Annotated in this window: 24 protein-coding genes; 7 read left to right on the plus strand and 17 right to left on the minus strand. The window is 59.8% G+C overall.

Features of this window, described 5'->3' with window-relative positions:
* Positions 1-44: 44 nt before the first annotated feature.
* The 7 genes from ACR0JW_RS10055 to ACR0JW_RS10085 form a co-directional block, all read right to left on the minus strand.
* Complete coding sequence (locus ACR0JW_RS10055) at positions 45-1,025, minus strand: helix-turn-helix domain-containing protein (RefSeq protein WP_170679472.1); 981 nt, start codon at positions 1,023-1,025, stop codon at positions 45-47.
* A 10-nt stretch (positions 1,026-1,035) separates the two neighbouring features.
* Positions 1,036-1,929 carry a homocysteine S-methyltransferase family protein gene (locus ACR0JW_RS10060; RefSeq protein WP_170679470.1) on the minus strand — a complete coding sequence of 298 codons (894 nt, stop codon included), beginning with the start codon at positions 1,927-1,929 and terminating at the stop codon, positions 1,036-1,038.
* An 11-nt stretch (positions 1,930-1,940) separates the two neighbouring features.
* Positions 1,941-2,993, minus strand: coding sequence for a zinc-binding dehydrogenase (locus tag ACR0JW_RS10065; protein WP_170679468.1), 1,053 nt, complete (start codon positions 2,991-2,993; stop codon positions 1,941-1,943).
* Positions 2,994-3,104: 111 nt separating this feature from the next.
* The gene (locus ACR0JW_RS10070) at positions 3,105-5,555 is read right to left on the minus strand and encodes a GcvT family protein (protein ID WP_170679466.1); all 2,451 of its coding nucleotides are present in this window, start codon (positions 5,553-5,555) and stop codon (positions 3,105-3,107) included.
* Positions 5,556-5,570: 15 nt separating this feature from the next.
* Positions 5,571-5,951 carry a GFA family protein gene (locus ACR0JW_RS10075; RefSeq protein ID WP_480713863.1) on the minus strand — a complete coding sequence of 127 codons (381 nt, stop codon included), beginning with the start codon at positions 5,949-5,951 and terminating at the stop codon, positions 5,571-5,573.
* A 4-nt stretch (positions 5,952-5,955) separates the two neighbouring features.
* Positions 5,956-6,579 carry a LysE family translocator gene (locus ACR0JW_RS10080; RefSeq protein WP_170679462.1) on the minus strand — a complete coding sequence of 208 codons (624 nt, stop codon included), beginning with the start codon at positions 6,577-6,579 and terminating at the stop codon, positions 5,956-5,958.
* The gene (locus tag ACR0JW_RS10085; protein WP_170679460.1) at positions 6,579-7,148 is read right to left on the minus strand and encodes an XRE family transcriptional regulator; all 570 of its coding nucleotides are present in this window, start codon (positions 7,146-7,148) and stop codon (positions 6,579-6,581) included. The genes ACR0JW_RS10080 and ACR0JW_RS10085 overlap by 1 nt, the downstream gene beginning before the upstream one ends.
* A gap of 58 nt (positions 7,149-7,206) precedes the next feature.
* On the opposite strand from ACR0JW_RS10085, the gene ACR0JW_RS10090 reads away from it, so the two are divergent.
* Entirely contained in the window at positions 7,207-7,551 is a 345-nt protein-coding gene (locus ACR0JW_RS10090) for a DUF1294 domain-containing protein (RefSeq protein WP_480713864.1), read from the plus strand.
* A gap of 22 nt (positions 7,552-7,573) precedes the next feature.
* Here the strand turns inward: ACR0JW_RS10090 and ACR0JW_RS10095 are convergent, their stop codons facing one another.
* From ACR0JW_RS10095 to ACR0JW_RS10105, 3 genes are all read right to left on the minus strand, one after another.
* The gene (locus tag ACR0JW_RS10095) at positions 7,574-8,020 is read right to left on the minus strand and encodes a GNAT family N-acetyltransferase (protein ID WP_170679459.1); all 447 of its coding nucleotides are present in this window, start codon (positions 8,018-8,020) and stop codon (positions 7,574-7,576) included.
* A 173-nt stretch (positions 8,021-8,193) separates the two neighbouring features.
* Entirely contained in the window at positions 8,194-8,649 is a 456-nt protein-coding gene (locus tag ACR0JW_RS10100) for a GAF domain-containing protein (protein WP_170679457.1), read from the minus strand.
* Positions 8,650-8,744: 95 nt separating this feature from the next.
* Entirely contained in the window at positions 8,745-9,917 is a 1,173-nt protein-coding gene (locus ACR0JW_RS10105) for an acetyl-CoA C-acyltransferase (protein ID WP_170679455.1), read from the minus strand.
* A gap of 102 nt (positions 9,918-10,019) precedes the next feature.
* On the opposite strand from ACR0JW_RS10105, the gene ACR0JW_RS10110 reads away from it, so the two are divergent.
* The 3 genes from ACR0JW_RS10110 (at position 10,020) to ACR0JW_RS10120 (ending at position 12,619) form a co-directional block, all read left to right on the plus strand.
* Positions 10,020-10,358, plus strand: a complete 339-nt coding sequence (locus ACR0JW_RS10110) for an STAS domain-containing protein (protein ID WP_170824895.1) — start codon at positions 10,020-10,022, stop codon at positions 10,356-10,358.
* 22 nt (positions 10,359-10,380) lie between these two features.
* Entirely contained in the window at positions 10,381-10,833 is a 453-nt protein-coding gene (locus tag ACR0JW_RS10115; protein ID WP_480713865.1) for an ATP-binding protein, read from the plus strand.
* Positions 10,834-11,041: 208 nt separating this feature from the next.
* Positions 11,042-12,619: a gamma-glutamyltransferase family protein gene (locus tag ACR0JW_RS10120; protein WP_480713866.1), complete on the plus strand. Its 1,578-nt coding sequence runs from the start codon at positions 11,042-11,044 to the stop codon at positions 12,617-12,619.
* A gap of 35 nt (positions 12,620-12,654) precedes the next feature.
* Here ACR0JW_RS10120 and hspQ read toward each other — a convergent pair whose 3' ends face one another.
* The gene (gene hspQ / locus ACR0JW_RS10125) at positions 12,655-12,981 is read right to left on the minus strand and encodes a heat shock protein HspQ (protein WP_170614257.1); all 327 of its coding nucleotides are present in this window, start codon (positions 12,979-12,981) and stop codon (positions 12,655-12,657) included.
* An 80-nt stretch (positions 12,982-13,061) separates the two neighbouring features.
* Here hspQ and ACR0JW_RS10130 point away from each other — a divergent pair, with 80 nt between their 5' ends.
* Positions 13,062-13,943 (plus strand): AEC family transporter, encoded by an 882-nt coding sequence (locus ACR0JW_RS10130; protein ID WP_170679449.1) that lies wholly within the window; start codon positions 13,062-13,064, stop codon positions 13,941-13,943.
* A 60-nt stretch (positions 13,944-14,003) separates the two neighbouring features.
* Positions 14,004-14,585 carry a transglycosylase SLT domain-containing protein gene (locus ACR0JW_RS10135; RefSeq protein ID WP_170679447.1) on the plus strand — a complete coding sequence of 194 codons (582 nt, stop codon included), beginning with the start codon at positions 14,004-14,006 and terminating at the stop codon, positions 14,583-14,585.
* Between the two features lie 35 nt (positions 14,586-14,620).
* Here ACR0JW_RS10135 and ACR0JW_RS10140 read toward each other — a convergent pair whose 3' ends face one another.
* The 4 genes from ACR0JW_RS10140 to ACR0JW_RS10155 all read right to left on the minus strand — a co-directional run bounded on the left by ACR0JW_RS10140 (position 14,621) and on the right by ACR0JW_RS10155 (position 20,792).
* Positions 14,621-15,196, minus strand: a complete 576-nt coding sequence (locus ACR0JW_RS10140) for a LolA family protein (protein ID WP_170614254.1) — start codon at positions 15,194-15,196, stop codon at positions 14,621-14,623.
* A 40-nt stretch (positions 15,197-15,236) separates the two neighbouring features.
* Positions 15,237-18,158, minus strand: a complete 2,922-nt coding sequence (locus ACR0JW_RS10145) for a DNA translocase FtsK (RefSeq protein ID WP_480713867.1) — start codon at positions 18,156-18,158, stop codon at positions 15,237-15,239.
* 14 nt (positions 18,159-18,172) lie between these two features.
* Entirely contained in the window at positions 18,173-19,354 is a 1,182-nt protein-coding gene (locus ACR0JW_RS10150) for an aminotransferase class I/II-fold pyridoxal phosphate-dependent enzyme (RefSeq protein ID WP_170679443.1), read from the minus strand.
* 109 nt (positions 19,355-19,463) lie between these two features.
* Positions 19,464-20,792: an amidase family protein gene (locus ACR0JW_RS10155; RefSeq protein WP_170824893.1), complete on the minus strand. Its 1,329-nt coding sequence runs from the start codon at positions 20,790-20,792 to the stop codon at positions 19,464-19,466.
* Between the two features lie 87 nt (positions 20,793-20,879).
* Here ACR0JW_RS10155 and ACR0JW_RS10160 point away from each other — a divergent pair, with 87 nt between their 5' ends.
* Positions 20,880-22,106, plus strand: a complete 1,227-nt coding sequence (locus ACR0JW_RS10160; protein WP_170679439.1) for an FAD-dependent monooxygenase — start codon at positions 20,880-20,882, stop codon at positions 22,104-22,106.
* A 25-nt stretch (positions 22,107-22,131) separates the two neighbouring features.
* Here the strand turns inward: ACR0JW_RS10160 and ACR0JW_RS10165 are convergent, their stop codons facing one another.
* A complete protein-coding gene (locus ACR0JW_RS10165; protein ID WP_170679437.1) occupies positions 22,132-22,317 on the minus strand; it encodes a Trm112 family protein in 186 nt (61 codons plus the stop codon).
* Positions 22,314-22,955 carry an LON peptidase substrate-binding domain-containing protein gene (locus tag ACR0JW_RS10170; protein WP_170619278.1) on the minus strand — a complete coding sequence of 214 codons (642 nt, stop codon included), beginning with the start codon at positions 22,953-22,955 and terminating at the stop codon, positions 22,314-22,316. The genes ACR0JW_RS10165 and ACR0JW_RS10170 overlap by 4 nt, the downstream gene beginning before the upstream one ends.
* Between the last annotated feature and the right edge of the window lie 25 nt (positions 22,956-22,980).

Genomic DNA, 22,980 nt, shown 5'->3' on the forward strand with positions numbered 1-22,980 from the left:
GTGCGACAACAAATGCATCAAAATCGTCAGGTCCTCTGCAAAAATCACCTTTGCGAAGACGCCCGCTTTTCCCGCCGCAGAACAAACGGCGTGATTCCGTAAAAGCTTTTGTAGATCGACGAGAAACCGTTGGGGAAACCGCAAGCCAGGCCGATCTCGCGCACACTCATGGTGGTGTTCAGAAGCAGATTATTCGCGCGCGCCAGCCGCATTTCGCGGTAAAAACCGTTTGGTGTGGTTCCAAAGATCGACCGGAACTTGCGTTCGAGCGACCGATTCGACAGCCCCAGCAGATTGACGATGTCCTGGATCGGCAAAGGGTCTTCGATATTGGCCTGCATCAGCTTGATGCACTGGTCCAGTTTTGCATCCCCGGTCGCCGTGGTCCGAACTCCGGAAAACGGCTGCTGCGAGGAAAAGTCCCGGATGTTTTCGTGCAACATGATGTCAGCAACCGTCATCCTGGCAGGGCCCGAAACATGGCGCCCGATAACGGCCAGGGCGACATCGGTGGTCGCCTCCATTCCGGCGCAGGTGACGACCGAACCCTGCTGGGTTGCGATGGACATCTTGGCTTCGAACCGGGCGCCCCTTTCGCGCAGGAAAGATGCGTTTTCCCAGTGGGTGGCCATGTCATCCGTGCCCTGCTCGTCAATATAGCGGCTGGCGGCCTCGGCCAGCAAAAACACCTGCGCGCCGCGGTAGGTATAGTCCGACACCACCCGCCCAAGTGACAGGTCCGGCAGGTCCGGGTCGGAATTGCCGATCACGAACAGATAGTCGGCATCAGGTTGTGCAGAAACCGGTTCGGTTGAAACGGTCGCACCGCTGCTGCTTTCGACAGGGCCGCCTCTTAGCGACCGATAGGTGTACCGGAACGGAGGATTCGGGCAAACGCGGTTGGCAATCCGCAGGACATCGACCAATGACGCGAGCTCCAGCAAAACGTATCCCGGCGCAACCATGATATCGAACTGATACTGTTTGCCGGATCCTTGCGGTTCGGGTCCTGTCCGCTTTTGCATTCTCGTGCCCTCAGACAATCATGTGCCCGGCTGCGCGCAACTGTTCGGCCAGTGCCTCGATATGGTCCGGACCGACCTCGCAACAACCGCCCACGATCGTGGCCCCCTGTTCCACCCAGCGCATGGCGTGTTCGGCGTAGACCTGAGGCCCCAGATCGCTGCGCTGTTCAAGCGCGTCGACGGTCGGGGCGTCCTTCAGAAATCCCTCGGAAATTTCGGTGAATCCGTTCGCATAGGCGCCAAACGGTCTTCCCATGTTCGCGATGATCTGCAAAGCCGCAGGCATGGCCTCGGGTGGCGAGCAATTGATGAGCACGGCTTCTGGCGCAAAGCGGTCGACCAGAGGTGTGATTTCCGACAGGTGTTCACCCGACCGCAGGCGTGTACCGTCTGTGTCATCGACGGTCAGGGCCAGCCAGACGGGACGCCCGCCATCGACTGTGCCGCGCAACGCACCTTCTGCTTCCTGTACCGACGAAACGGTTTCAATCAGGAACAGGTCGACCCTGTCTGCCATCAGTTCGACGAGTTCGGCGTATTTCGGAGCGGCGTCCTCAGGGTCGGGCCGCAGGTCGGGCCTGTAGGTGGCCAGCAGCGGACCCAGCGACCCTGCAATGCGACCTTTGGTTCCCGCGCGTGCGCGTTCTGCCTGAGAAAGGGCGGTGTCCGTCAGCGCTCCGATCTGGTCTTCCAATCCCACACGTTCCAGGCGTGAACGGTGAACGGCATAGGTATTGGTGGTCGCGATCGTAGCGCCGCGGCGAAAATAATCAGCGTGAACGTCGCCCACCAGTTCCGGGTGATCCATCATCACCCGCGTTGACCAAAGCGGCGTTGCCCGGTCGCCACTGCGTTTGACCAGTTCCTGCCCGATGGAGCCGTCCAGAAGGGTGATGTCTGCCATGTCTTACCTCGTTACGGAATCAGGACCAGTTTCCCCGGAAACGCTTTGGATTGGAAATCTTCCTGCGCCCGGGCAATGTCTTTCAGAGGATACGTCTTCGAAACAAGCGGCCTGATCCGCCCTGCATTGATAAGTTCGACAAGCCGTCCGAAAACGTCAAATGCCTGGTGCGTACAGCCATGAATGGTGATGTCCCTCAGGTAGATATCGCGCAGATCCGCTTGTACAATCGGGCCTGCTATGGCGCCGGAAACGGCGTATTGCCCGCCCGGCTTCAGCGCCGGAATCAACCCCGGAAATGCCGGTCCGCCGACGACGTCGACCACCACATCGAACATGTCTGGCGGCAAGGCGGCGTCGCGATCAAAGGTATCTATCGCACCCTGTCCCTTGACCACGTCTGCTTTGGCAGCGCTGGTGACACCCCAGACGGAAGCCCCGCGCAATGTTGCAAGTTGGACGGCAGCCAGCCCGACCCCACCGGATGCCCCGGTTACCAGAACCTTTTGTCCGGCCGTTACACCTGTGCGGGTCAGCAGGTTTTCGGCCGTGCCGAAAGCGCAGGGGATTGCCGCAATCTCGGTGTCCGACAGGGGTGACGCGGACACGTCATAGAGGTCGCTTGCCTCGACCAGGCAGTATTGCGCGAAGGCGCCGTCAATCTCAGAACCCAATGCAATGAAACCGCTGGGTTGACCGGGGCGCGGGCGCGGCAAGTTGATCGGACAGGTGACACGTTGACCTGGCTGGAAACCGGTGCCGGACCCTGTCCGCTCAACGATGCCGCACAAATCACCGCCCTGTATTCTGGGAAACTGCAGAGCGCCGCCCCAACCGCCGGCATCGACATCCTGATCGACCGCGTCCGTTGCACCCGTGACATCCGGTGAATACCAGCCAACACGCGTGTTGATATCGGTATTGTTGACGCCTGCCGCAGCCACCCGGACCAGAACCTGCCCGGGTCCGGGGGTGGGCAGGGGAATATCCTGACGCCATTCCAGTGCCTCCGGCCCGCCATGGCGTGTCAGGTAAACACCGGACATTGTCTCCGGTTGGGTCATTGCCATCTCTCCCCGTTGCAGGTTTTGCGGATGCATTATGCCCGACAGCGGTGTTGCATCAAATTGCGGGTCCGCCCGACTTTTGGCCGACCCGCAGTTTTCCCTGATGGATCATGCGCGCAACCGTGCGTTTTCCGGATCCCAGAGCGGCTGATCCTGCTGCACGACCGCTCGGCATTTCTGGCCGTAGATTTCGACCTCCAGCTCGGTGCCCGGAGCAGCCAGATCAGGACGCACCATGCCCAGTGCGACCGACGCATTGATGCGATACCCCCATGCACCGGATGTGGTTTCACCCACGATCTGACCATCATGCCAGAGGCACGACATGTACGGTGCGTCGCAATCTCCGGCCTCGACCAGCATGGTGACGAACTGCTTTTTCACGCCCTGCTGCTTTTCATTCTGAATCGCAGCCTTGCCAGGGAAGTCCTGTGGTTTGTCCAGTTTCACGAACCGCTCCAAACCGCCTTCCAGAAGCGAGTAGTCGGTCGACAGGTCGCCTTTCCACGCACGATAACCCTTTTCGACACGCAGGGAATTGAGCGCATACATCCCGAAGGGCTTGGCACCCGCGTCAATGATGGCGCCATAGATCGCTGGCATGTGTTCGTTCAGGGCATGAACCTCCCAACCCAGCTCACCTGCGAAGGAAACACGGATGAGGTAAGCGGGTTGCCCGGCGACGGTTGCCGACTGGTGGGTCAGCCATCCGGTCGACAGGTCCGCATCGGTCATGCCCGACAGGATCTCTCGCGACTTCGGCCCCGTGACGATCAGTGTATCGCGGGTGGTGGTCACATCCTCGACCGAAACGCCTTCGGGCATAGCGTTCAGCAGAATGTCGCGGTCATGCCACTGGGCAGTTGCGGCCGTGATCATGACGAACTCGTCCTCGCCCATCCGGATGCAGGACATCTCGGTCAGGATGCGACCACGATCATCAGAGATATAGACAAGGTTCATGCGACCGGTCTTGGGCAGGCCACCCGTGACCAGACCACGCAGCGCCTCGGCAGCACCTTCGCCCTTGACCATGAAGCGCGAGAAACCCGGCAGATCCAGTACACCACAATGGTCGCGCACGGCCTCGCATTCCTCCTTTACGCGCTGCTCCCACGGGCCCGAGCGGCCCCATGTGTGGGTGGCTTCAAGCGACGTGTCGTCGCCGGGCTGCGCAAACCAGTTGGCCCGTTCCCAGCCGTTATAGGCCCCCATGACACCGCCCAGCTCTTTCACCTTGGCATGAACCGGCGACAGTTTCTTGTCGCGCGCCGCAGGCCATTCGTGATGAGGGAAGTGCATGGCGTATTCGTTGCCATAAACCTCCAGACCTTTCTGGTTGCAGTAGTCCTGATCGGTGTAATCGGTATACCGGCGCGGATCGACAGCCCACATATCCCATTCGGTCGCGCCATCGACGATCCATTCGGCCAGCACCTTGCCGGCACCCCCGCCCTGCGCGATACCGAAGGTAAAGGTGTGCGCCTCGAACGCGTTCTTCACTCCGGGCATCGGGCCGATCAGCGGCAGACCGTCCGGTGCATAAGGGATCGGGCCGTTGATCACGCGGCCAACGCCCGAGGTCGCCATCAGCGGCACCCGCTCCATCGCGTCGGTCACGATGTCTTCGATGCGATCCAGATCGTCATTCCACAGCTGGAAGCTGAAGTCCTCGGGCATCGGGTCATCTTCTGTCATCCAGTGGCCCTTGCAATTGGGCTCATACGGGCCAAGGTTGAAGCCGTTCTTCTCCTGACGCAGGTAGTAAGAGATATCCACGTCGCGCAGCAGCGGCAGCTTTTTGCCCCCGTTTTCCTTGGACCACGCTTGGACTTCGGGGATTTCGTCGGTCAGCAGATACTGGTGGCTCATGACCATCGCGGGAACGGTTCGGCCGCCATAAGTTTTGAACCACTCTCCCACACGCTGCGCGTAGTAACCGGCGGCGTTGACCACATAATCACAGGCGATATCGCCCTTGTCCGTGTGCACGGTCCAGGTGCCGTCGTCATGCTGGGTCACGCCGGTTGCCGGGCAGAAACGGATGATCTTCTGGCCCATGTCGCGGGCTCCCTTGGCCAGCGCCTGCGTCAGTTGCGCGGGGTCGATGTCGCCATCGGTCGGATCATACAGCACGCCCTCAAGATCATGCGTTTCAAGGAAAGGATAGCGTTCCTTGGCCTCTTCCGGGGTCCACATCTCCATCGGGATGCCCTGGTAACGGCCCATCGACATCGCCCGCTCAAATTCCTGCATCCGCTCCTTGCTGTGCGCCAGACGGATCGAGCCGGACTGATGGTAGTTCATCGGATAGTCGACTTCTTCGCCCAGCCGCGCATACAGCTCGGTCGAGTAGCGCTGCATGTTCATGATCGCCCACGAGGTCGAAAACGTCGGCACGTTGCCCGCCGCGTGCCAGGTTGAACCTGCGGTCAGCTCGTTCTTTTCCAGAAGAACGCAGTCGGTCCAACCCTTCTTGGCCAGATGGTACAGCGAGGAAGCCCCCACCACACCGCCACCGATAACAACCACGCGGGCTTTTGTCGGAAAATCACTCATGTTGTTTGATCCCTGTTACTGTGCCTCTTGAGGCAGATCGTCCGTGATGTCGTAGTATTCGCCCTTGTCGGCCACAAAGATGTGGCGGGCGAGCGTGAGGCCCGTGGGTTCGTCAAGCGCCCCCATGGAAATAGAAATCGTGTCTTCGTCATTGTGTTGCCAGAAAAGGAACGAGCCGCAGGCGCTGCAGAAGCCGCGTCGGGCGATATCCGAGGCACGAAACCAGCTGAGCGTGTCACTGGCGGAAAAACTGAGATTGTCCTGATGCGTCGAGGCGGACGCCCAGATATGACCCGACTGCCTGCGGCATTGACCGCAATGGCAGGCCGATGGCGGCGAAAGCTCACCGTCGACCGCGAAGGCAACCGAGCCGCACAAACAAGAACCTGTCTGCATTCTATTACCCCCTTGCTGTCGGCGTGGTGCTGGTTCCCAGCAGCACACCGTAAATGATGAAACATGCAGCCATGATCCGGCGCACCCAGATGTTGAACACCGCGCCCAGCGCCGCCTTGCCCATGAGCGCGCCCAGAAGTGTGAAACCGGTATAGCTGAGTGTCGTAATGACCAGCGCTGTTGGCATGATGACCGACATTTGCTGCCAGATCGGCACATCGGGCTGCACGAATTGCGAAAACGCGGCCAGGTATCCTGCGACGCTTTTGGGATTGATCGTGGCAATGGCCAGCGCGTGCAGATAGACATGCCGCGCTGGACGTTCCGTGGCAGGTGCCGGCTTTGCCGCGTTCATCCAACCGCGCACGCCCATCCAGATCAGGAACCCTGCCCCGATCAGTTTGGCGATGAAAAACACGGTTGGCGAGGCCGCGATCAATGCGGTCACGCCCAGCGCCGACAGGATCAGAAACGCGCTGGCCTGAGTCAGAATGGCCAGAACACCCAACATCGCCTTGGCAAATGGCAGGTTCATCCCGTTCGAGATGCAGTTGACCGCGTTCGGCCCCGGTGTGGTAACGAATACCACCCAGAACAGCGCGAATATGGTCCAGGCCTCAAAGCTCATCAGTATACCGGCGGGGCGATGACCCAGACCGCAACCGCGGGCTCGTCATAGGGGTTGGACCATTGATAGGGCTCGTGCTTGATCCGAAAACTGTCACCCGGACCGACCGTGTATTCACGATCGCCGATTTTGAGATCAAGCCGCCCGGAGACCATGTAACCGACCTCTTGCGTCGGGCGATTTGCAGGGGTTTGCATGCGAGACTGGGGTCGAAAGGTAGAATGCACCATCTCGAAATCGTCGGTCAGATCAGGAGACAGCAGTTCTTCGATCAGCCCTTCTTCGCCAGACCCCATCGGTCGCCGTGATCCGGCCCGGACGACATAGCCCTGTTCGGCGGCCGGCGCCGCGGAATGCGCAAACAGCATCGACATCGGAACGCCAAGACACTCGGCAATCTGGCGCAGATCCGAGATCGATGGTTCGGATTTGTCGCGCTCAACCTGGCTGAGCCAGCCGACGGACCGGTCCAGCCGTGTCGCGATATCGGTCAGCGTCAACCCGCGCGCCTTGCGCAGGGCGCGGATGTCCGCTCCGAGTGTCGCGCTTTGCGGGGCCTGGCTGTTCAAGGGGGCCACTCCGATTCTCGTGAAATTTTCTCCTCGTTTTTCACGATGACGCGATTCCGTGAAAATTCCAAGCATTTTTTCACTTGGGTCGACCTGTCCGATTGGCTATGTCCCACTCATGTGGATTGCAGTGATCTATCTTTGGGCGGTTAACGGTCTGACCCTGCTGTGTTTCGGCTGGGACAAGGTCCGGGCTCAGCGGCGCAAGCGCAGAATTCCAGAACGCAGGTTGTTGTGGCTTGCAGCCCTCGGCGGCAGCCCCGGCGCGTTGCTTGGACGATGGCTGTTTCGGCACAAATCCCGAAAACGCGGATTCTCGGCCTGGCTGTTCGGAGTTGCCACGTTGCAGGTCTTGGCCCTGTATCTTGTCATGACCAACGGCCTGCCGACCCTTATACAGTGACAAGACCTGACTGCACCGTCAATCAGCCGACGTCGCAGACATACATCTCGGTGGTGGCGGAACAGCGTTCCGTCCAAAGTTTGAAACCCGCTTTCTGAAGCACGCGGGCAGAGGCTGGATTGTCGCGATCGACACCAGCAACGAGTCGCATGGCAGGGCCTGACGACACTTCGGTCTGAAGCCCCTTTAACAGTTCGGAGGCATATCCGTTTCCCCAGGCAGTTTCTCCAATCAGATAGCCGATATGGACACTCGGAGGCGGATCACTCTCCGTATCGACGGCCAGCACCATCAGTCCGATCAGCTCATTGTCGGTGCCTTGACGCACCAGCAGAATGTCGCTTTCGGCGTGACGGGCCTCGATCCAGGCTGAGATGTTCCGGTCCCGCAACTGCATGGGCGGCGGCAGGTTTTTCAGGACCGCAGGGATCAGAAGCGCGGCAAGATCGTCAGCTAGCTTGCGCCGCAAGTGCGGTTGGGCAAGATGGTCTTTCCAGTGGCTGACCGAAAGCCGTTGAGTAGAGAATTGGTGTGGAATCATGCCGGACCCGCCAGGTTTCGAGGGCTTCGGAGTTTAGCGGGTCTTTGCGTGAAGCAAAATGTCGAAGTCCGAGAGTGGGCCTTTCGCCCCCTGCGTTTCCATCAGGCTCGCGCGAAAGTCTTGGACAATATCTCCGTCAGGTATTCAGCGTCATCCTCCGAAAACGCATCGGGCTGATCGCTGTCGATGTCGAAAACCGCGATTACCTCACCTGCGGCATTGTGAACAGGCAGGACCAGTTCGGATCGGGTTGAGGACGCGCAGGCGATATGCCCCGGGAACGCGTCGACATCCGGAACAAGCTGCACCTGCCCTGTGCGCGCCGCCGCACCACAAACACCCCGGTCGAAGGGAATGACCAGACAGCCATGGCCCCCCTGGTAAGGGCCGATTTTCAGCAACCCCGGTTCGGTCACCCGATAAAACCCGGTCCAGTTGAACCGGTCGTCGGAATGATGCACCTCGCAGGCGACGGTGGCCATCAGTGCAACCTCGTCACTTTCGCCTTCGGTCAGAGCGGCAATGGTTCTGGCCAGCATGGTGTAGTCTGCAGTCATGGTGGAAATCCCGTCTGTGGTGGGTAAGGGGGCGCTGCCCCCTCTTGAGCCGTTGGCTCAATTCACCCCCGGAGTATTTGGAAAAAGATGAAGGGTCAAACCCGCTCGATTGCAATTGCGGTGCCTTCGCCGCCGCCGATGCAGATGGCTGCCACACCCCGCTTGAGGTTTCGTTTTTCCAGAGCATTGAGCAGCGTCACCATGATTCGGGCACCTGATGCGCCGATCGGATGACCCAGGGCGCAGGCGCCGCCATTCACATTCACTTTTTCACGCGGCAAACCCATTTCGCGCATGAACGCCATGGGAACGACGGCGAAGGCTTCGTTCACCTCCCACAGATCGACGTCATCCCTGCTCCATCCGATGCGGGACAGCAGCTTTTGCGCCGCCGGAACCGGAGCGGTCGTAAAGAGGCCCGGAGCCTGCGCGTGGCTGGCATGCCCGAGGATGCGCGCACGAACGGTCAGGCCCTGCGCCTCGGCCACTTCGGCGGAGGCAAGAACCAGCGCCGCCGCACCATCGGAGATCGATGAGGAGTTGGCGGCTGTTACGGTCCCGTCCTTGCGAAACGCGGGTTTCAGGGTCGGAATCTTTTCCGGCCGCGCCGATTTTGGCTGTTCGTCAATATCTTGTGTGACTTCACCTTTGCGGGTCCGCACGACGTGCGGCGCAATTTCGCCGTCAAACGCCCCGTTTTCCTGAGCGGCCAGCGCGTTGGACAGAGACTGCAGCGCGTATTCGTCCTGTGCCTCACGCGTGAATTGATAGGCCTCGGCGCAGTCTTCGGCGAAGGTGCCCATCAGGCGGCCCTTGTCATACGCGTCCTCAAGCCCGTCCAGAAACATATGGTCCACCACCTGACCGTGACCGATGCGCGCCCCGCCGCGCATTTTGGGCAGCAAGTAGGGGGCGTTTGTCATGCTTTCCATACCGCCCGCGACCATGGTGTCGGCATGACCCAGCGCAATCTGGTCAAACGCCATCATCGCCGCCTTCATCCCGGACCCGCACATCTTGTTCAGGGTCGTTGCGGGCACGTCTTCGCCCAAACCGGCGGCGAAACCGGCCTGCCGCGCCGGAGCCTGCCCCTGACCGGCGGGCAGAACGCAGCCCATCAGCACCTCGTCCACGGTCTGTACTCCGGCCCCCTGCATGGCCGCTCGAATGGCCGTGCCACCCAGATCGGCCGCCGCAACCCCATCGAACATGCCCTGAAATCCGCCCATTGGGGTGCGGGCTGCACCCGCGATCACGACCTGCTTCATCCGGATTCTCCTTCTGGTTTTCCAGGTTCTGAATACCGAATGGTAAGAATTGCCGTCTAGCGTATTTCTACGAGGTTTTTTCATTCTGGAGGGCAACTGGACATGGGTCTGATCAGTACGACAACCGGTGAGACGCAGGTGATCACGGTTCAGGCCGACCGGATCGACGCCGCCATTGCGATACAGTTCAAGGAAGATATGCGTAATCAGACCGACGGCGGCGCGGGCCGGGTGGTGCTGGACCTGTCGGATGTCGAATTCATCGATTCCAGCGGACTGGGTGCCATCGTGGCATCCATGAAACAGCTTGGCGATGACCGCAGACTGGATCTGGCGGGTCTGCACCCGTTTGTCGAGAAAGTATTTCGGCTGACCCGCATGGATACAGTTTTCCGGTTGTTTGCGACGCTGGAAGACGCCCTGACGCCGGCTGCGGATTAAAGTTGCACAGGAAACCATTCGCGTGGCCTCTGTTCATGATCATGACTTTCTGGAACTGAGCTTTGCCGCAACCGAAGCTGAGGCGAGCATGGGTATCGCCCGTCTCAGCGCCGGCCTCGCCGAGCGCGGATTGCCCGCGCCAAAAGCAAGCGACGTCAAAATCGCGCTGGCCGAGGCGATAAACAACGTGGTCGAACATGCCTACGCAGGCATCGCCCCAGCCCGTGTTCTTGTCAGGTGCCGCCTGCACAGGGATTGGCTTGTCATTGTCATTACGGATACCGGCAACCCTTTGCCGGGGTGTCGAGTGCCCGATGGAATTCCGGCGGACGTCAACACAACCAGACAGAGTCTGCCCGAAGGGGGATTCGGATGGTTCCTGATTCACCAATTGACCAACGCCATCCACTATGAGCGGCGCGAAGGGTGCAATAGGTTGTCTTTGCGCTTCGATTTCCCGGATGACGCGAATTGACCCGAAATGGCCACAATAAGGCCCAGATCGAAACATTGTCGCGCCGCAAATAATTGGCAAAAGGGTCTTGTAGCTCAGATAGCTTCCCTCGGCGCCTAGCATCACAGCCCCCACCCAGTGACCGGCGCCGAGGAACCTCCCCTCAAGTTGACTGGACATTCCTCTGCCGCGCGATACGGTCTGCGCGTAAAATGAGGAGAGCCCCGTAATGCGTGATCTGCACAAACCCGGACGTTCCGAAGTGCTGGCGACCGAAGGCATGTGTGCGACGTCACACCCTTTGGCGGCCAAGGTGGCGCTGGACATACTGGCGCAGGGCGGAAACGCGATGGACGCCGCCATCGCCGGTGCGATTCTGCTGGGTATTTGCGAACCACAAATGACCGGTCTGGGTGGCGATTGTTTTGTCCTGTTCAATCGCGCAGGCGAGAACGAAATTCGCGCGCTGAACGGTTCAGGCCGCGCGCCCCAAGCAGCAAATGCCGAGGCGTTGCGCGCAAAGGACCTGAAGACCGTGCCCCTGAACACCCCGGATGCGGTGACAGTTCCGGGTGCTGTTGATGCGTTTTGCCACCTGGCGGAAACGGAAGGGCGGCTGGGGCTTAAGGCGATTTTGCAACCGTCCATCGACTACGCCGAGACCGGTGTTCCGGTGGCCGCACGCGTGGCCTTCGACTGGAAATCCGGCGCGGCTGTATTGCAGGGTGCGGCCCGCGACCACTATCTGATCGATGGCAAGGCCCCGGAAACAGGTCAGGTCTTTCGCGCTCCGGGTCAGGCGGAGGTTCTGCGCCAAATTGCTCGTCACGGGCGCGAAGCATTCTACACCGGTGACATCGCGCAAGACATGATTTCCGCCCTGAACACATTGGGTGGGGTCCACACATCGGATGACTTTCAAGCCACCAGATGGACGCAAACCAACCCAATGAGCGGGCACTACAAAGGCACGGACCTTGTCGAACACCCGCCAAATGGGCAAGGGGCGACTGCGATCCTGTTGCTCAATATTCTGAAGAACTTTGATCTGGCCGGGATGGACCCTTTTGGTGCGCAAAGGGTTCATATCGAGGCCGAGGCCACCAAACTGGCCTACGATGCCCGTAATCGATTTATTGCGGACCCCGATCATATGGCCAGGGCCGAACGGTTTACAGATCAGGACATTGCAGACAGGCTGGCTGCACTTATCGACCCCAAAAGCACTATGGCCGCCGCCGCACCGCTGACCGAGTCCGTTCACAAGGATACCGTCTATATCACGGTGGTCGACCGGGACCGGATGTCCGTATCGCTCATCTACTCGATCTTCCACAGCTTCGGATCAGGGATTGCGTCTGAAAAATATGGTATTCTGCTGCAGAACCGCGGGGCGGGCTTTACGCTGCAAGCCGGGCATCCCAATGAGCTGGGCGGTGGAAAACGCCCGATGCACACGATCATTCCCGGAATGCTGAAACAGGACGGCCGGGTAGTGATGCCATTCGGCGTCATGGGCGGGGCCTACCAGCCGACCGGACACGCCAGATTCCTGTCCAATCTTGTCGATTTTGATTTGAGTCTTCAGGGCAGCATCGATGCGCCGCGCGCCTTTGCCGATGGTGGGGTACTGAAACTGGAACGCGGATATCCGCAAGCAGTAGCGCAACAATTGTCTGACATTGGCCACACTGTTTCAATTCCTGACACACCCCTCGGCGGTGCACAGGCGATCCGAATCTGTGAAAGCGGTGTTCTTGAGGGGGCAAGTGACCCCAGAAAAGACGGATGTGCGCTTGGGTATTAAGTTTCGGCGACCGGAAGGCGGCAGCTATGCGGTCATCAGTTCAGATGAAAGTGCAGCGGGTACGCGCCATCCTCGAACGGGCCGAACATGTTGGGAATATCGGGGTGCTCAACCGGCTCTCCGGACTGGTCGGCAACCAGATTTTGTTCTGAAACATAAGCAACATAGAAGGATTGGTCGTTTTCAGCCAGCAGGTGATAAAACGGCTGATCCTTTATCGGCCGACTGTCTTCAGGAATCGCCTGATACCATTCTTCCGTATTCGAGAACTCCGGATCCACGTCAAAAATCACCCCTCGAAAGGGATGTTTCTTATGGCGGACCACCTGGCCCAAGCCGTATTTGGCATTTGTCTTCAGCATTGTTTCAGCCCCCGGAGGTCTTACTACCTCTTTCCTGGCCAAAATGCCAATCATTGATCTGAAATTCAGGGAAACAGTCTGTGAACCTACTACTGACAGTGTTCGAAATCGTCGCTCCGGTATTTCTGCTTTCAGGGATTGGGTTTACCTGGGTCAGGCTGGGATTCGAGTACCGTTTGCAGTTCGTGACACGGTTTGCAATGACACTGGCCGTGCCAAGTCTGATCTTCGTCGCCCTGATGCAGACCGAGATTCCGGGCGGGGATCTGTCACGGTTCACGCTGGCCACCATTGCCGGGAATCTGGCACTTGCCGTGGTCTTCAAAGTGACCGTTCATCTTTTTAAACTGGAGCAGCGCACGTATCTGTCGCCGCTCATTTTCGGGAATACCGGAAATCTTGGCTTGCCTCTGTGTATTTTTGCATTCGGGCAGGCCGGACTGGGCTATGCGGTGATCTTTCTGGCGGTCACGGCCCTGTTTTCATTCACTTACGGAATCTATCTGGTCGCCGGAAAAGGCGCGTTTGGCAAAGTCATACGCGAGCCGATGGTCTGGGCAACGCTGCTTGGCGCGCTGTTTTTGTGGCAAGGCTGGGAAACGCCCCGATTTCTGACCAATACGCTCGAGTTGCTGGGGCAGATGGCGGTGCCCATGATGCTGATCACGCTCGGCGTCGCGATTGCACGTCTGACCACGGACAAGCTGGGGCAGGCAATCTGGCTGTCTGTTCTGAAGCTTGGCGTTTGCTTTGTTTTGGGCTGGACCGTTGCAGTGACGTTCGATCTTGGGGCCGTGGCATTCGGTGTGCTGGTCTTGCAGATGTGCACCCCGGTGGCAGTCACATCGTACCTTCTGGCCGAGCGGTTCAAGGCCGATTCAGACGCGGTTGCCGGAATGGTCATGGTCTCGACCCTTCTTTCCGTTGGGGCATTACCTGTCATTCTGGCTATTGTTCTGTAACGAAAGTGATTTCCTCAAACTACAATCTGCGCTAGAATGAACAAAAAAGGCACGAGGCACATGAGCAGAATTCTAGTTGTACTCCTTGGGGTGCTGCTTTTGGCATCCTGTGGAGGCGGTTCCAAGCAACCGCCCAGCAGATTGAATGACGCGTGCAGTATTGCGCGCGAAAGGCCGGACTATATCAAGGCGTTCAAATCCACCGAACGGAAATGGGGGGTGCCCATTCACGTTCAGATGGCGACAATCTATCAGGAAAGCCGCTATCGCCACGATGCACGGACCCCGCACAAATACGCACTGGGAGTGATCCCGCTAGGCCGTCAGAGCAGCGCCTACGGCTTCAGCCAGGCCCTTGATGGCACGTGGGAGCAATATCAGCGCGAAACCGGAAAACGGCGCGCCAAGCGGGATCGCATTCGCGACGCGTCGGACTTCATCGGCTGGTACATGAACAAAAGCTACGAACGCAACGGCATCCACCCCAGCGACACCCGCAACCAGTACCTGGCCTATCACGAAGGTCACGCCGGCTTTGCGCGTGGCACCTACAACGGCAAATCCTGGTTGCTCAACGTGGCCGATGATGTCGATGCGCGGGCGCGTCTTTATCAGGCCCAGCTGGCGTCCTGCCGAATCTGACACCATTGCGCAGGCCGAAAGTTACCCGGCCTGTCCTAATTCGGGCGTGAGAACAGGCTCTGGTTCAAGCGTCCGTCTGTTTCCAATGCGCCCAGCAGGACCGTGGTCTGCCCCCCGGCATTGTCGTGAATCACCCATTTACGCAGCTCAATGGGATCGCCTGTAAACATCAGCTCGATCCGGCCTGCGTCGGGGTTTTTGGGGTCCTGCGCCGTAACGATCGTGGCCGTTCCGTCAAACTCGTGCCCCACCACCATATTCGCCTCACCCAGATTTACATTTCGCTTCAGCACCAGTGACAACGGCGTCCGGTTCAGCGGGTATTGCTCGGGCGGCTGGTTTGATTTCGGATCAAAGATCATCACCGATCCGGACCGCGCCAGAACGACGGCATCATTAGGAGGGTCATATTCGAACCGCATCTTGCCGGGGCGTTGGATCCAAAGCTTTCCGGTACTTAGCGATCCGTCATCGTTGACCTGAGTGAACGACGTCTGAACGGTTTTCATATCGTTCAGGTATTTTGAAATCTGCGACAATGGCAGTTTGTCTGCCGCCCAGGCCGCAGGCGCGGCCAGTGTCAAAGCAAGGGCAAAGGCTATCTGTTTCATGAAACACCAGATAAGCGCTTTGCCCTTGTTATTAAATATCCTACTGCTCGGGGACGAGAATTTCGCGTTTGCCGACGTGATTTGCTGACGAAACAACGCCTTCGTCTTCCATTTGCTCAACAAGCCGCGCGGCCTTGTTGTAGCCAATGGCAAGTTTCCGCTGAATGTACGAAGTCGAACATTTGCGATCCTTGATTACAATCCCGACTGCCTGATCGTACAGGGCGTCCTCACCGTTGGTGTTTCCACCGGTATTCAAGCCCAGAACAGCATCGATATTGTCAGCGGTTTCCTCGGCGGGGCCATCGACCACCCCACTCATGTAGTCCGGTGGACCGAACTGTTTCAGGTGGTTGACAATTTCCTCGACCTCTTCGTCCGAGACAAATGGCCCATGGCAGCGGGTAACCTTGGCCCCCCCAGCCATGTAGAGCATATCGCCCTGCCCCAACAGTTGCTCAGCCCCCATTTCACCTAGGATGGTACGGCTGTCGACTTTCGAGGTCACCTGGAATGAAATCCGCGTCGGGAAGTTCGCCTTGATCGTACCGGTGATCACGTCGACCGACGGACGTTGCGTGGCCATGATCAGGTGAATACCCGAAGCCCGCGCCATCTGTGCAAGGCGCTGAATGCAGGCTTCGATTTCCTTGCCCGCGACCATCATCAGGTCGGCCATCTCGTCGACGATGACGACGATGTAGGGCATCGCCTCGGGTGCGAATTCTTCGGTCTCGAATGTGGGTTCGCCGGTGTCATCGTCAAACCCAGTCTGGACCGTGCGGCTGAACAGTTCGCCCTTGGCCAGCGCATCCTTCACGCGGCCGTTGTAGCCCGCGATATTGCGCACGCCCATTTTGGACATCTTGCGATAACGGTCCTCCATTTCGCCCACGACCCATTTCAGAGCCACAACCGCCTTTTTCGGGTCGGTCACAACGGGTGACAGCAGATGCGGGATGCCGTCATAAACGGACAGCTCCAGCATCTTCGGGTCGATCATGATAAGGCGGCATTCATCCGGCGTCAGCTTATACAGCAGCGACAGGATCATCGTGTTGATCGCCACCGACTTACCGGAGCCCGTGGTACCCGCGATCAGCAGGTGAGGCATCTTGGCCAGGTTTGCGACAACGGATTCCCCGCCGATATCCTTGCCCAGTGCCAAAGGCAGCGCGTGGTTGCCATCGCCAAAGTCCCGGCTGGCGAGGATTTCGCGCAGCACCACTATCTCGCGGTTTTCGTTGGGCAGTTCGATACCGATCACGGAACGCCCCGGCAATGTCGAAACCCGCGCCGACAAGGCGGACATGGACCGCGCGATATCGTCCGCCAGACCGATCACGCGGCTGGCTTTCAGGCCCGGAGCTGGTTCAAGTTCGTACATGGTCACCACAGGGCCGGGGCGGACGCTGACGATCTCACCCTTGACGCCATAATCGTCCAGAACGTTTTCCAACATCCGCGCGTTTTCCTCCAGCGCCTCATCGCTCAGATGGTGGCGCTGAATGCTGGCCGGATTGGACAGCAGGCCCAGCGGCGGCAATTCGAAATCCGAATGCCGTTCCTCGAACGACAAGGTCGGCTGCGCTTCGGCCTGGGCACGGCGCGACGGTGGCGGGCTGCGGCGAACAGGCTGTGCCACGACCGGTTTGCGCGGTTCGGCCACCGGGATTTTCATTGCAGGGCGCGGCTCTGGCGTGGGTTCGGGCGCGTCCTCAAACACGTCATCGTCGTCAAAATCGGGTTCCGGCTGAAAGCCCTGCATGTGATCGGGTTCAGGCAGGTACGCGTTCGGATCAGGTGCCTGCCATTCCGGCGCCGCCCCTGAAGTCAACGGCGGTTCGGGTGGCAACCCGCCCGCAGTAATGGGTGGCTCGGGCGGCAATTCTCCGGCCCGCGCTGTGTTCAGGATCAGTGGGTCGGGCCCTCTGCCGCGGCCCTTGGTCAGCGGAAGGTTCGGATCGGGTTCGGGCGTCATCTCACCGGTGGCGACCCGGCGGCTGCGGACGGCTGCCGAAATTTTTGAACGGATACGATCCTCTCCCGGCATTTCGTCGAAACCCGCAACCGGTTCAGGGTCGACAAGCTCGGGTTCCGGCATCGGTTCCGGTCGCCGTATCAACGCGGGCATTCGGGCCAGCAGGCCGGTTTTCTGCGGCCCGGGCTCAAATTCAGGCTCTTCGAATACCGGATCGCCAAAATCCATATCGTCCTGGAACACGAGGTCATCAGCCTCGACACGGGCGGCCTTGCGATCTTCCCACCGCGCGCGGCGGTCACGCGCGGCCTGCGCCGTAGCAGATGCGCTGCGGCCAAGACCCTTCATCAGCATGTCGTAGGACAGAACAAGACCAAGCAGGAAAGCCCGGAACCCGCGCCGGACGTCGTCTTTGGTAAACCCAAGCACAAAAATGCCCAGCGCCAGCATCCCCACCGCCATCGCCAGCGACATCAGCTTGACCATGAAATGCGAGGAAATCGGCAACAATGTCAGCAACGCACCCATCACGGTATCGCCAAACAAACCGCCCAGACCATAGCTGTGGGTGGCGCGCCATGCGTCGCCCGGCACCAAAGTCGCTGCATAAACCGATACAACCGCGATCCAGATCGGCGCAAAGATCAGGCGCGCAACGGCGCGGTCTTCGCCGAAGTGACCGGCAAAGCGGATGCCCCAGCCGATCAACACCAAAGCGATGCTCCAGCTTCCCCAGCCCACAATCATGAACAGGGGCGCAGCGATCGAGGCCCCGATACGGCCCATCCAGTTCTGCACCGGCGCGTCTGTCGATACCATCCAGTTCGGATCATCCGGCGTGTAGGACCAGATCATTGCCGCTGCCGCAAAACCCAGCAGGATCAGGGCGATCCCGATCAATTCCTTGCTGCGCCGCTCAATCGCGGCCTGCGTTGTGCTGTCCAGTAAAGGATCGCGGTTGCGCGCGTTCAATGATGCCATTTTGCCCTCGTACCTCACGAATAGATGCAGTCGCGAAGCGTGATCAGCCCGCGCTGCAACTCTGTTTTTGGGGCCACCATGGCGACCCGGATAAATTGCTCGCCCGGGTTCTGTCCCGGATCGCCTTGAGAAAGATATGCGCCTGGCAGGACACGCACCCCGGTCTCCTGCCACAGCTTCAACGCTGTTTCCTCGCCGTTTTCAACCGGCAGCCACAGGAAGAACCCGGCCTCAGGCGGCATATAGCCCTGCACACCAGCGAACACCTCATCCGCAATGGCGTATTTATCCTGATAAAGCGCGCGGTTTTCCCTTACATGCGCCTCATCCGCCCAGACCTTGGCGGCAGCGGCCTGCAAAGGCGCTGGCAGAGGCGCGCCGGAATAGGCCCGCAGCTGTTTGACCCTTTTGATCGTCTCGGGTCCACCAGCAATCAGACCCGAACGCAGTCCGGCCAGATTGGATCGTTTGGACAGCGAATTGAACAGGACGATCCGCTCAGGGTCCGCTCCCAGTTCCTGCGCCACGGTCAGAACACCTGTCGGAGCTTCGTCGCGGTAAATCTCGGAATAACATTCGTCGGCGAAGATGCGGAAATCGTATCTCTCGGCCAGACGGATCAGTTCAGCCCAATAGTCCCGCGACGCAACCGCGCCCTGCGGGTTGGCGGGCGAGCAGATATAGGCCACCGCAGTTCGGTTCAGCACGTCCTCGGGCAGACCGGCATAGCCCGGCAAGTGACCAGTGGCGGCCGTGGCCGGAACAAAAACCGGCTGCGCCCCGACCGAGATCGCGGCGACCATGTAGACCTGATAAAACGGGTTCGGGCACAGCACAATCGGCTGCTGGCCGTTTTTCAGCTCCGGGCACAGCGCCATAGCTGCGTTATACAGGCCCTCGCGCGTGCCATTCAGGGCCATAACGTTGGTTTCGGGATCAAGCGAAACACCGTAACGACGTTCGATCCAATCGGTGATCGCACCCCGCAGCGCGGGAGAGCCTTCGTTCGGCGGATATCCCTGAAAATCAGCAGCGTTTTCGGCGATGATATCCGTCACCCACGCCGGGAAATCATGCATTGGCGTGCCGATAGTCATATGAATGACCTCACCGCCCGGCTGATGGTGATCCAACAGGGCGCGCAGACGCGGGAATGCATATGCCGGTAGGTCCGAAAACCGCTCGGGGAAATTCATAACAACTGCCTCAATGCCGGGATCGTTTTTGTCCCGATTTTTTGGCAGATTACAGGGCGCACCCCGCCTCGTCCAGACAAAGAGGTGCCGAATCAGGGGATTGTGGCATTCAGGCCAACGCGGATTCGGCCGCAGATCCCAGCCGTAACAGCGCTTCTTCCGAACCGGGATAGCCTAGCATCATCAATCCGCAACCGGGTGTTCCGGTGGGCAAAGTCAGAGAAGCCAAACCCATCAGATTGCCGATGCGCGTGTTGCGCAGGGCCAGCAGATTTTCGGTGACGTAGTAGTCATGGTCGGTCATCAGACGGTCCAGATTCGGCGGCAGAATGGGTGCCGTCGGGGCCAGAACCGCGTCAAACCCGGCGGTTGCGGCGTCCCATGCGCTGCGGCAGGCCTTGAGCCTGGACCAGGCCGCTACGTAGTCCGGGCCGGAATGCGCCTTGCCGATGCGGAATCGTTCCAGAATTTCCGGATACATGGCATCGGGGTTCGCTTCGATCACGTCACGCCACAGCCCATACGCTTCTGTCGTATAGACTACACTGGTCAGACCCATGGCGTCGTTCAGTTCAGGAACATCCAGCGGTACGATTTGCGCGCCGGCCTCCCGCAGTCGGTTCAGGGCTTCCTCATGCGCCTTGCGCGGGCCGTCCCGCAAATCATCCCTGGCAACATTCTGCAGATCGGCGAACCGCCGCCCTTTCAGGCTGGCCCCCCGCAAGTCGGCGGGAGTGCCACCTTCCAACAATGCCAGCACGTGCGCGGCATCCTCGACCGAACGGGCCAGCGGCCCAACCGTGTCAAACCGCAGGCACAATGGCACAGTGCCCTCAAGACTGACCCGTCCGGCTGTTGTTTTCAGGCCCACCAGATTGTTCCAGGCCGACGGGATGCGTACCGACCCCCCGGTATCCGATCCGATCCCGCAAGCCGCCAGGCCCCACGCTACCGAAGCCGCCGCGCCCGAGGATGAGCCGCCGGGCACCGCCTCTTCATCGTCAATACAGGGCGGCGTACCGGTGATGGGATTCAGTCCAAGGCCGGAAAAGGCGAGCTCACTCATATGTGTCTTGCCCAGACACACCGTTCCCATGGCGGTGGCGTTGCGCACGACCACGGCATCGGCATCCGGAACGCGACCTTTCAGCAGGGCCGTGCCTGCCTCGGTTGCGATGCCTGCCGTGTCAAACAGGTCTTTCCAGCTGATTGGCACACCGTCCAGCAGGGATCGGCGCAGGCCCAAGCCAGCTCGTTCCTTTGCGGCCTTCGCTTCGGCCCGGGCGCGGTCATGGGTAACGCGGGCATAAATACGATCACGATGCGGATGCGCGTCGATGGCCACCAGATAGGTTTCGGTCAGATCCACAGGGTCGATCTGCCCCATTCCGATGCCGCGCCCCAGATCGCACGCGGTCATGGTCAGCCACTCCTGCATCCCTCACCTCCATTTATCTACGATGAGGGGACGGTAGCGACACGACCGCACATGGACAATCCCGAAAGGGCGCGCATATTGCGGGGCATGACTAAGGCTTCGGATATCCTGATCGTTGGCGGCGGCCTGAACGGCCCCGCACTGGCACTGGCACTGGCGCAGACCGGGCATTCTGTAACGGTAATCGACGCTCTTGCCGAGACCGTGCGCAAGGACGCCGCATTTGACGGCCGGGCCTACGCACTTGCGCTTGCTTCGCAAAGATTGCTGGCGGCGACCGGCGTCTGGAGCAGGGTTGCCGGGCATGCGCAACCGATGCTCGAGATCAAGGTCACCGACGGGCATGCCGGGGCCGGCCCGTCGCCCTTCTTCATGCATTTCGACCATGCCGAGATCGAAGAAGGCCCGATGGGCTACATGGTCGAAGACCGCCATCTGCGTCGCGCTTTTCTGGAGGCGATGGCCGAGGAAAAGGGCATAACACAACGGAGCGGGAAAACAGTCGTGGCGCAGGAATGCGATGCAACGGGCGTGTCTCTGACACTTGACGACGGCTCTGTTCTGACCGGCGGCCTGCTTGTCGGATGCGACGGGCGCCGAAGCGGCACTGCCGCGCGGGCAGACATCAGACGCACCGGCTGGGATTATGGGCAGACGGCGCTGGTCTGCGCCATCGAACATGACCTGCCCCATCACGGCATTGCCCACCAGTTCTTCATGCCACCAGGTCCACTGGCTATTCTGCCGTTGACCGGCAATCGCAGCTCCATTGTCTGGAGTGAACGGACCGACACGGCCCGGCGCATCAACGCCCTGTCAGAAGCCGACTATCTGCAGGTCCTGCGCCCCCGGTTCGGGGATTTCCTGGGCGACATCCGTTTGCAGGGCGACCGGTTCACCTACCCGCTGAACCTGACCATCGCCAATTCCTTCATCGGCGAGCGGTTGGCACTCGTTGGGGATGCCGCGCACGGCATGCACCCGATCGCGGGGCAAGGATTAAACGCCGGATTGCGCGATGTCGGCGCGCTGGCCGAGGTGCTGACGCTGGCCGGACGGCGGGGCGAGGATTTCAGCTCGGCTCTGGTGCTGGAACGCTATCAGGAGTGGCGGCGGTTCGATACAGCCGCATTGGCCATGGCGACGGATGTGTTCAATAAGCTGTTTTCCAACGACAACCCGCTGCTGCGGATCGGTCGCGACATCGGCATGGGCATCGTCGGCTCTATGCCCGGGTTGCGCCGGGGCTTTGTGCGCGAGGCCGCCGGGCTGACCGGAGACCTGCCAAAACTGCTGCAGGGGCGCGCGATCTAAAACACCGCCGGGCACCCTGAGACGATCAGTCGAGTTCTCGTGCTTCATCCACCAGCATCACCGGGATGCCGTTGCGGATCGGAAAGGCGAGATTCGCGGCTTTCGACACAAGCTCCTGCTTTTCGGCATCATAATGCAGCGTCGTATGGGTTTGCGGGCAGATCAGCGCCTCGAGCATGCGGCGATCAAAAGTGGTGTCGGGTTCGCTCATTGCAGTTTTTCCTCGTTAGAGCCGCCGCGCAGGGCGAATTCGATCAGCGTCACAAGCGTTTCACGCCGGGTGCGCAGACAGGGCGCCTCGAGCAGAGCCTGTTTGTCCTCGGGGTCGAAATCCAGCAGCATCGACAGAGAGTTGACCAGCAACTCATCATCTGCATCCTTCAACGTGTCCCAATCCGTCGACAGATGGCGTGAGGAAAAGAATCGCTCCAGCAGGTTCAGAAACCTTGTGCGATTGAACCCGTCATCCTGTTCCGCCTTGCCCAGATCGCGGTCAAACCCATCCCACGAGACCGAGCACCGTCGATAGGGCGTAAATGCATCCAGTTCGGACTTGACCCGAAACCGCGAAATCCCGGTCAGTGTGATCAGATATCGGCCATCTTCCGTTTCGGAAAACTGTGTTACTCGCCCGGCACATCCGATCTGGTGCAGCTTGCTTTCGTCGCTTTGGCACGGATTCGGCTGAACCATGGCTATCAGCCGTTCCTGAGTCTTGAGCGCGTCGTCCAGCATCTGAAGATAACGCGGCTCAAAAATGTGCAGCGGCAGGCGTGAACGGGGCAACAGCAACGCCCCGGGCAATGGAAAAACGGATACCGTTTCCGGCAGATCGGCGGGATGCATCATGTATCCGAGTGTAGCCCTGATCCGG

The organism is Ruegeria sp. BG6 (assembly GCF_056538465.1).

Coding starts and splice junctions, on each gene's coding strand:
- ACR0JW_RS10055 (WP_170679472.1), bottom strand. CDS start 1,025: ATGCAAAAGCGGACAGGACCCGAACCGCAAGGATCCGGCAAACAGTAT.
- ACR0JW_RS10060 (WP_170679470.1), bottom strand. CDS start 1,929: ATGGCAGACATCACCCTTCTGGACGGCTCCATCGGGCAGGAACTGGTC.
- ACR0JW_RS10065 (WP_170679468.1), bottom strand. CDS start 2,993: ATGACCCAACCGGAGACAATGTCCGGTGTTTACCTGACACGCCATGGC.
- ACR0JW_RS10070 (WP_170679466.1), bottom strand. CDS start 5,555: ATGAGTGATTTTCCGACAAAAGCCCGCGTGGTTGTTATCGGTGGCGGT.
- ACR0JW_RS10075 (WP_480713863.1), bottom strand. CDS start 5,951: ATGCAGACAGGTTCTTGTTTGTGCGGCTCGGTTGCCTTCGCGGTCGAC.
- ACR0JW_RS10080 (WP_170679462.1), bottom strand. CDS start 6,579: ATGAGCTTTGAGGCCTGGACCATATTCGCGCTGTTCTGGGTGGTATTC.
- ACR0JW_RS10100 (WP_170679457.1), bottom strand. CDS start 8,649: ATGACTGCAGACTACACCATGCTGGCCAGAACCATTGCCGCTCTGACC.
- ACR0JW_RS10105 (WP_170679455.1), bottom strand. CDS start 9,917: ATGAAGCAGGTCGTGATCGCGGGTGCAGCCCGCACCCCAATGGGCGGA.
- ACR0JW_RS10110 (WP_170824895.1), top strand. CDS start 10,020: ATGGGTCTGATCAGTACGACAACCGGTGAGACGCAGGTGATCACGGTT.
- ACR0JW_RS10120 (WP_480713866.1), top strand. CDS start 11,042: ATGCGTGATCTGCACAAACCCGGACGTTCCGAAGTGCTGGCGACCGAA.
- hspQ (WP_170614257.1), bottom strand. CDS start 12,981: ATGCTGAAGACAAATGCCAAATACGGCTTGGGCCAGGTGGTCCGCCAT.
- ACR0JW_RS10135 (WP_170679447.1), top strand. CDS start 14,004: ATGAGCAGAATTCTAGTTGTACTCCTTGGGGTGCTGCTTTTGGCATCC.
- ACR0JW_RS10140 (WP_170614254.1), bottom strand. CDS start 15,196: ATGAAACAGATAGCCTTTGCCCTTGCTTTGACACTGGCCGCGCCTGCG.
- ACR0JW_RS10145 (WP_480713867.1), bottom strand. CDS start 18,158: ATGGCATCATTGAACGCGCGCAACCGCGATCCTTTACTGGACAGCACA.
- ACR0JW_RS10150 (WP_170679443.1), bottom strand. CDS start 19,354: ATGAATTTCCCCGAGCGGTTTTCGGACCTACCGGCATATGCATTCCCG.
- ACR0JW_RS10155 (WP_170824893.1), bottom strand. CDS start 20,792: ATGCAGGAGTGGCTGACCATGACCGCGTGCGATCTGGGGCGCGGCATC.
- ACR0JW_RS10160 (WP_170679439.1), top strand. CDS start 20,880: ATGACTAAGGCTTCGGATATCCTGATCGTTGGCGGCGGCCTGAACGGC.
- ACR0JW_RS10165 (WP_170679437.1), bottom strand. CDS start 22,317: ATGAGCGAACCCGACACCACTTTTGATCGCCGCATGCTCGAGGCGCTG.
- ACR0JW_RS10170 (WP_170619278.1), bottom strand. CDS start 22,955: ATGATGCATCCCGCCGATCTGCCGGAAACGGTATCCGTTTTTCCATTG.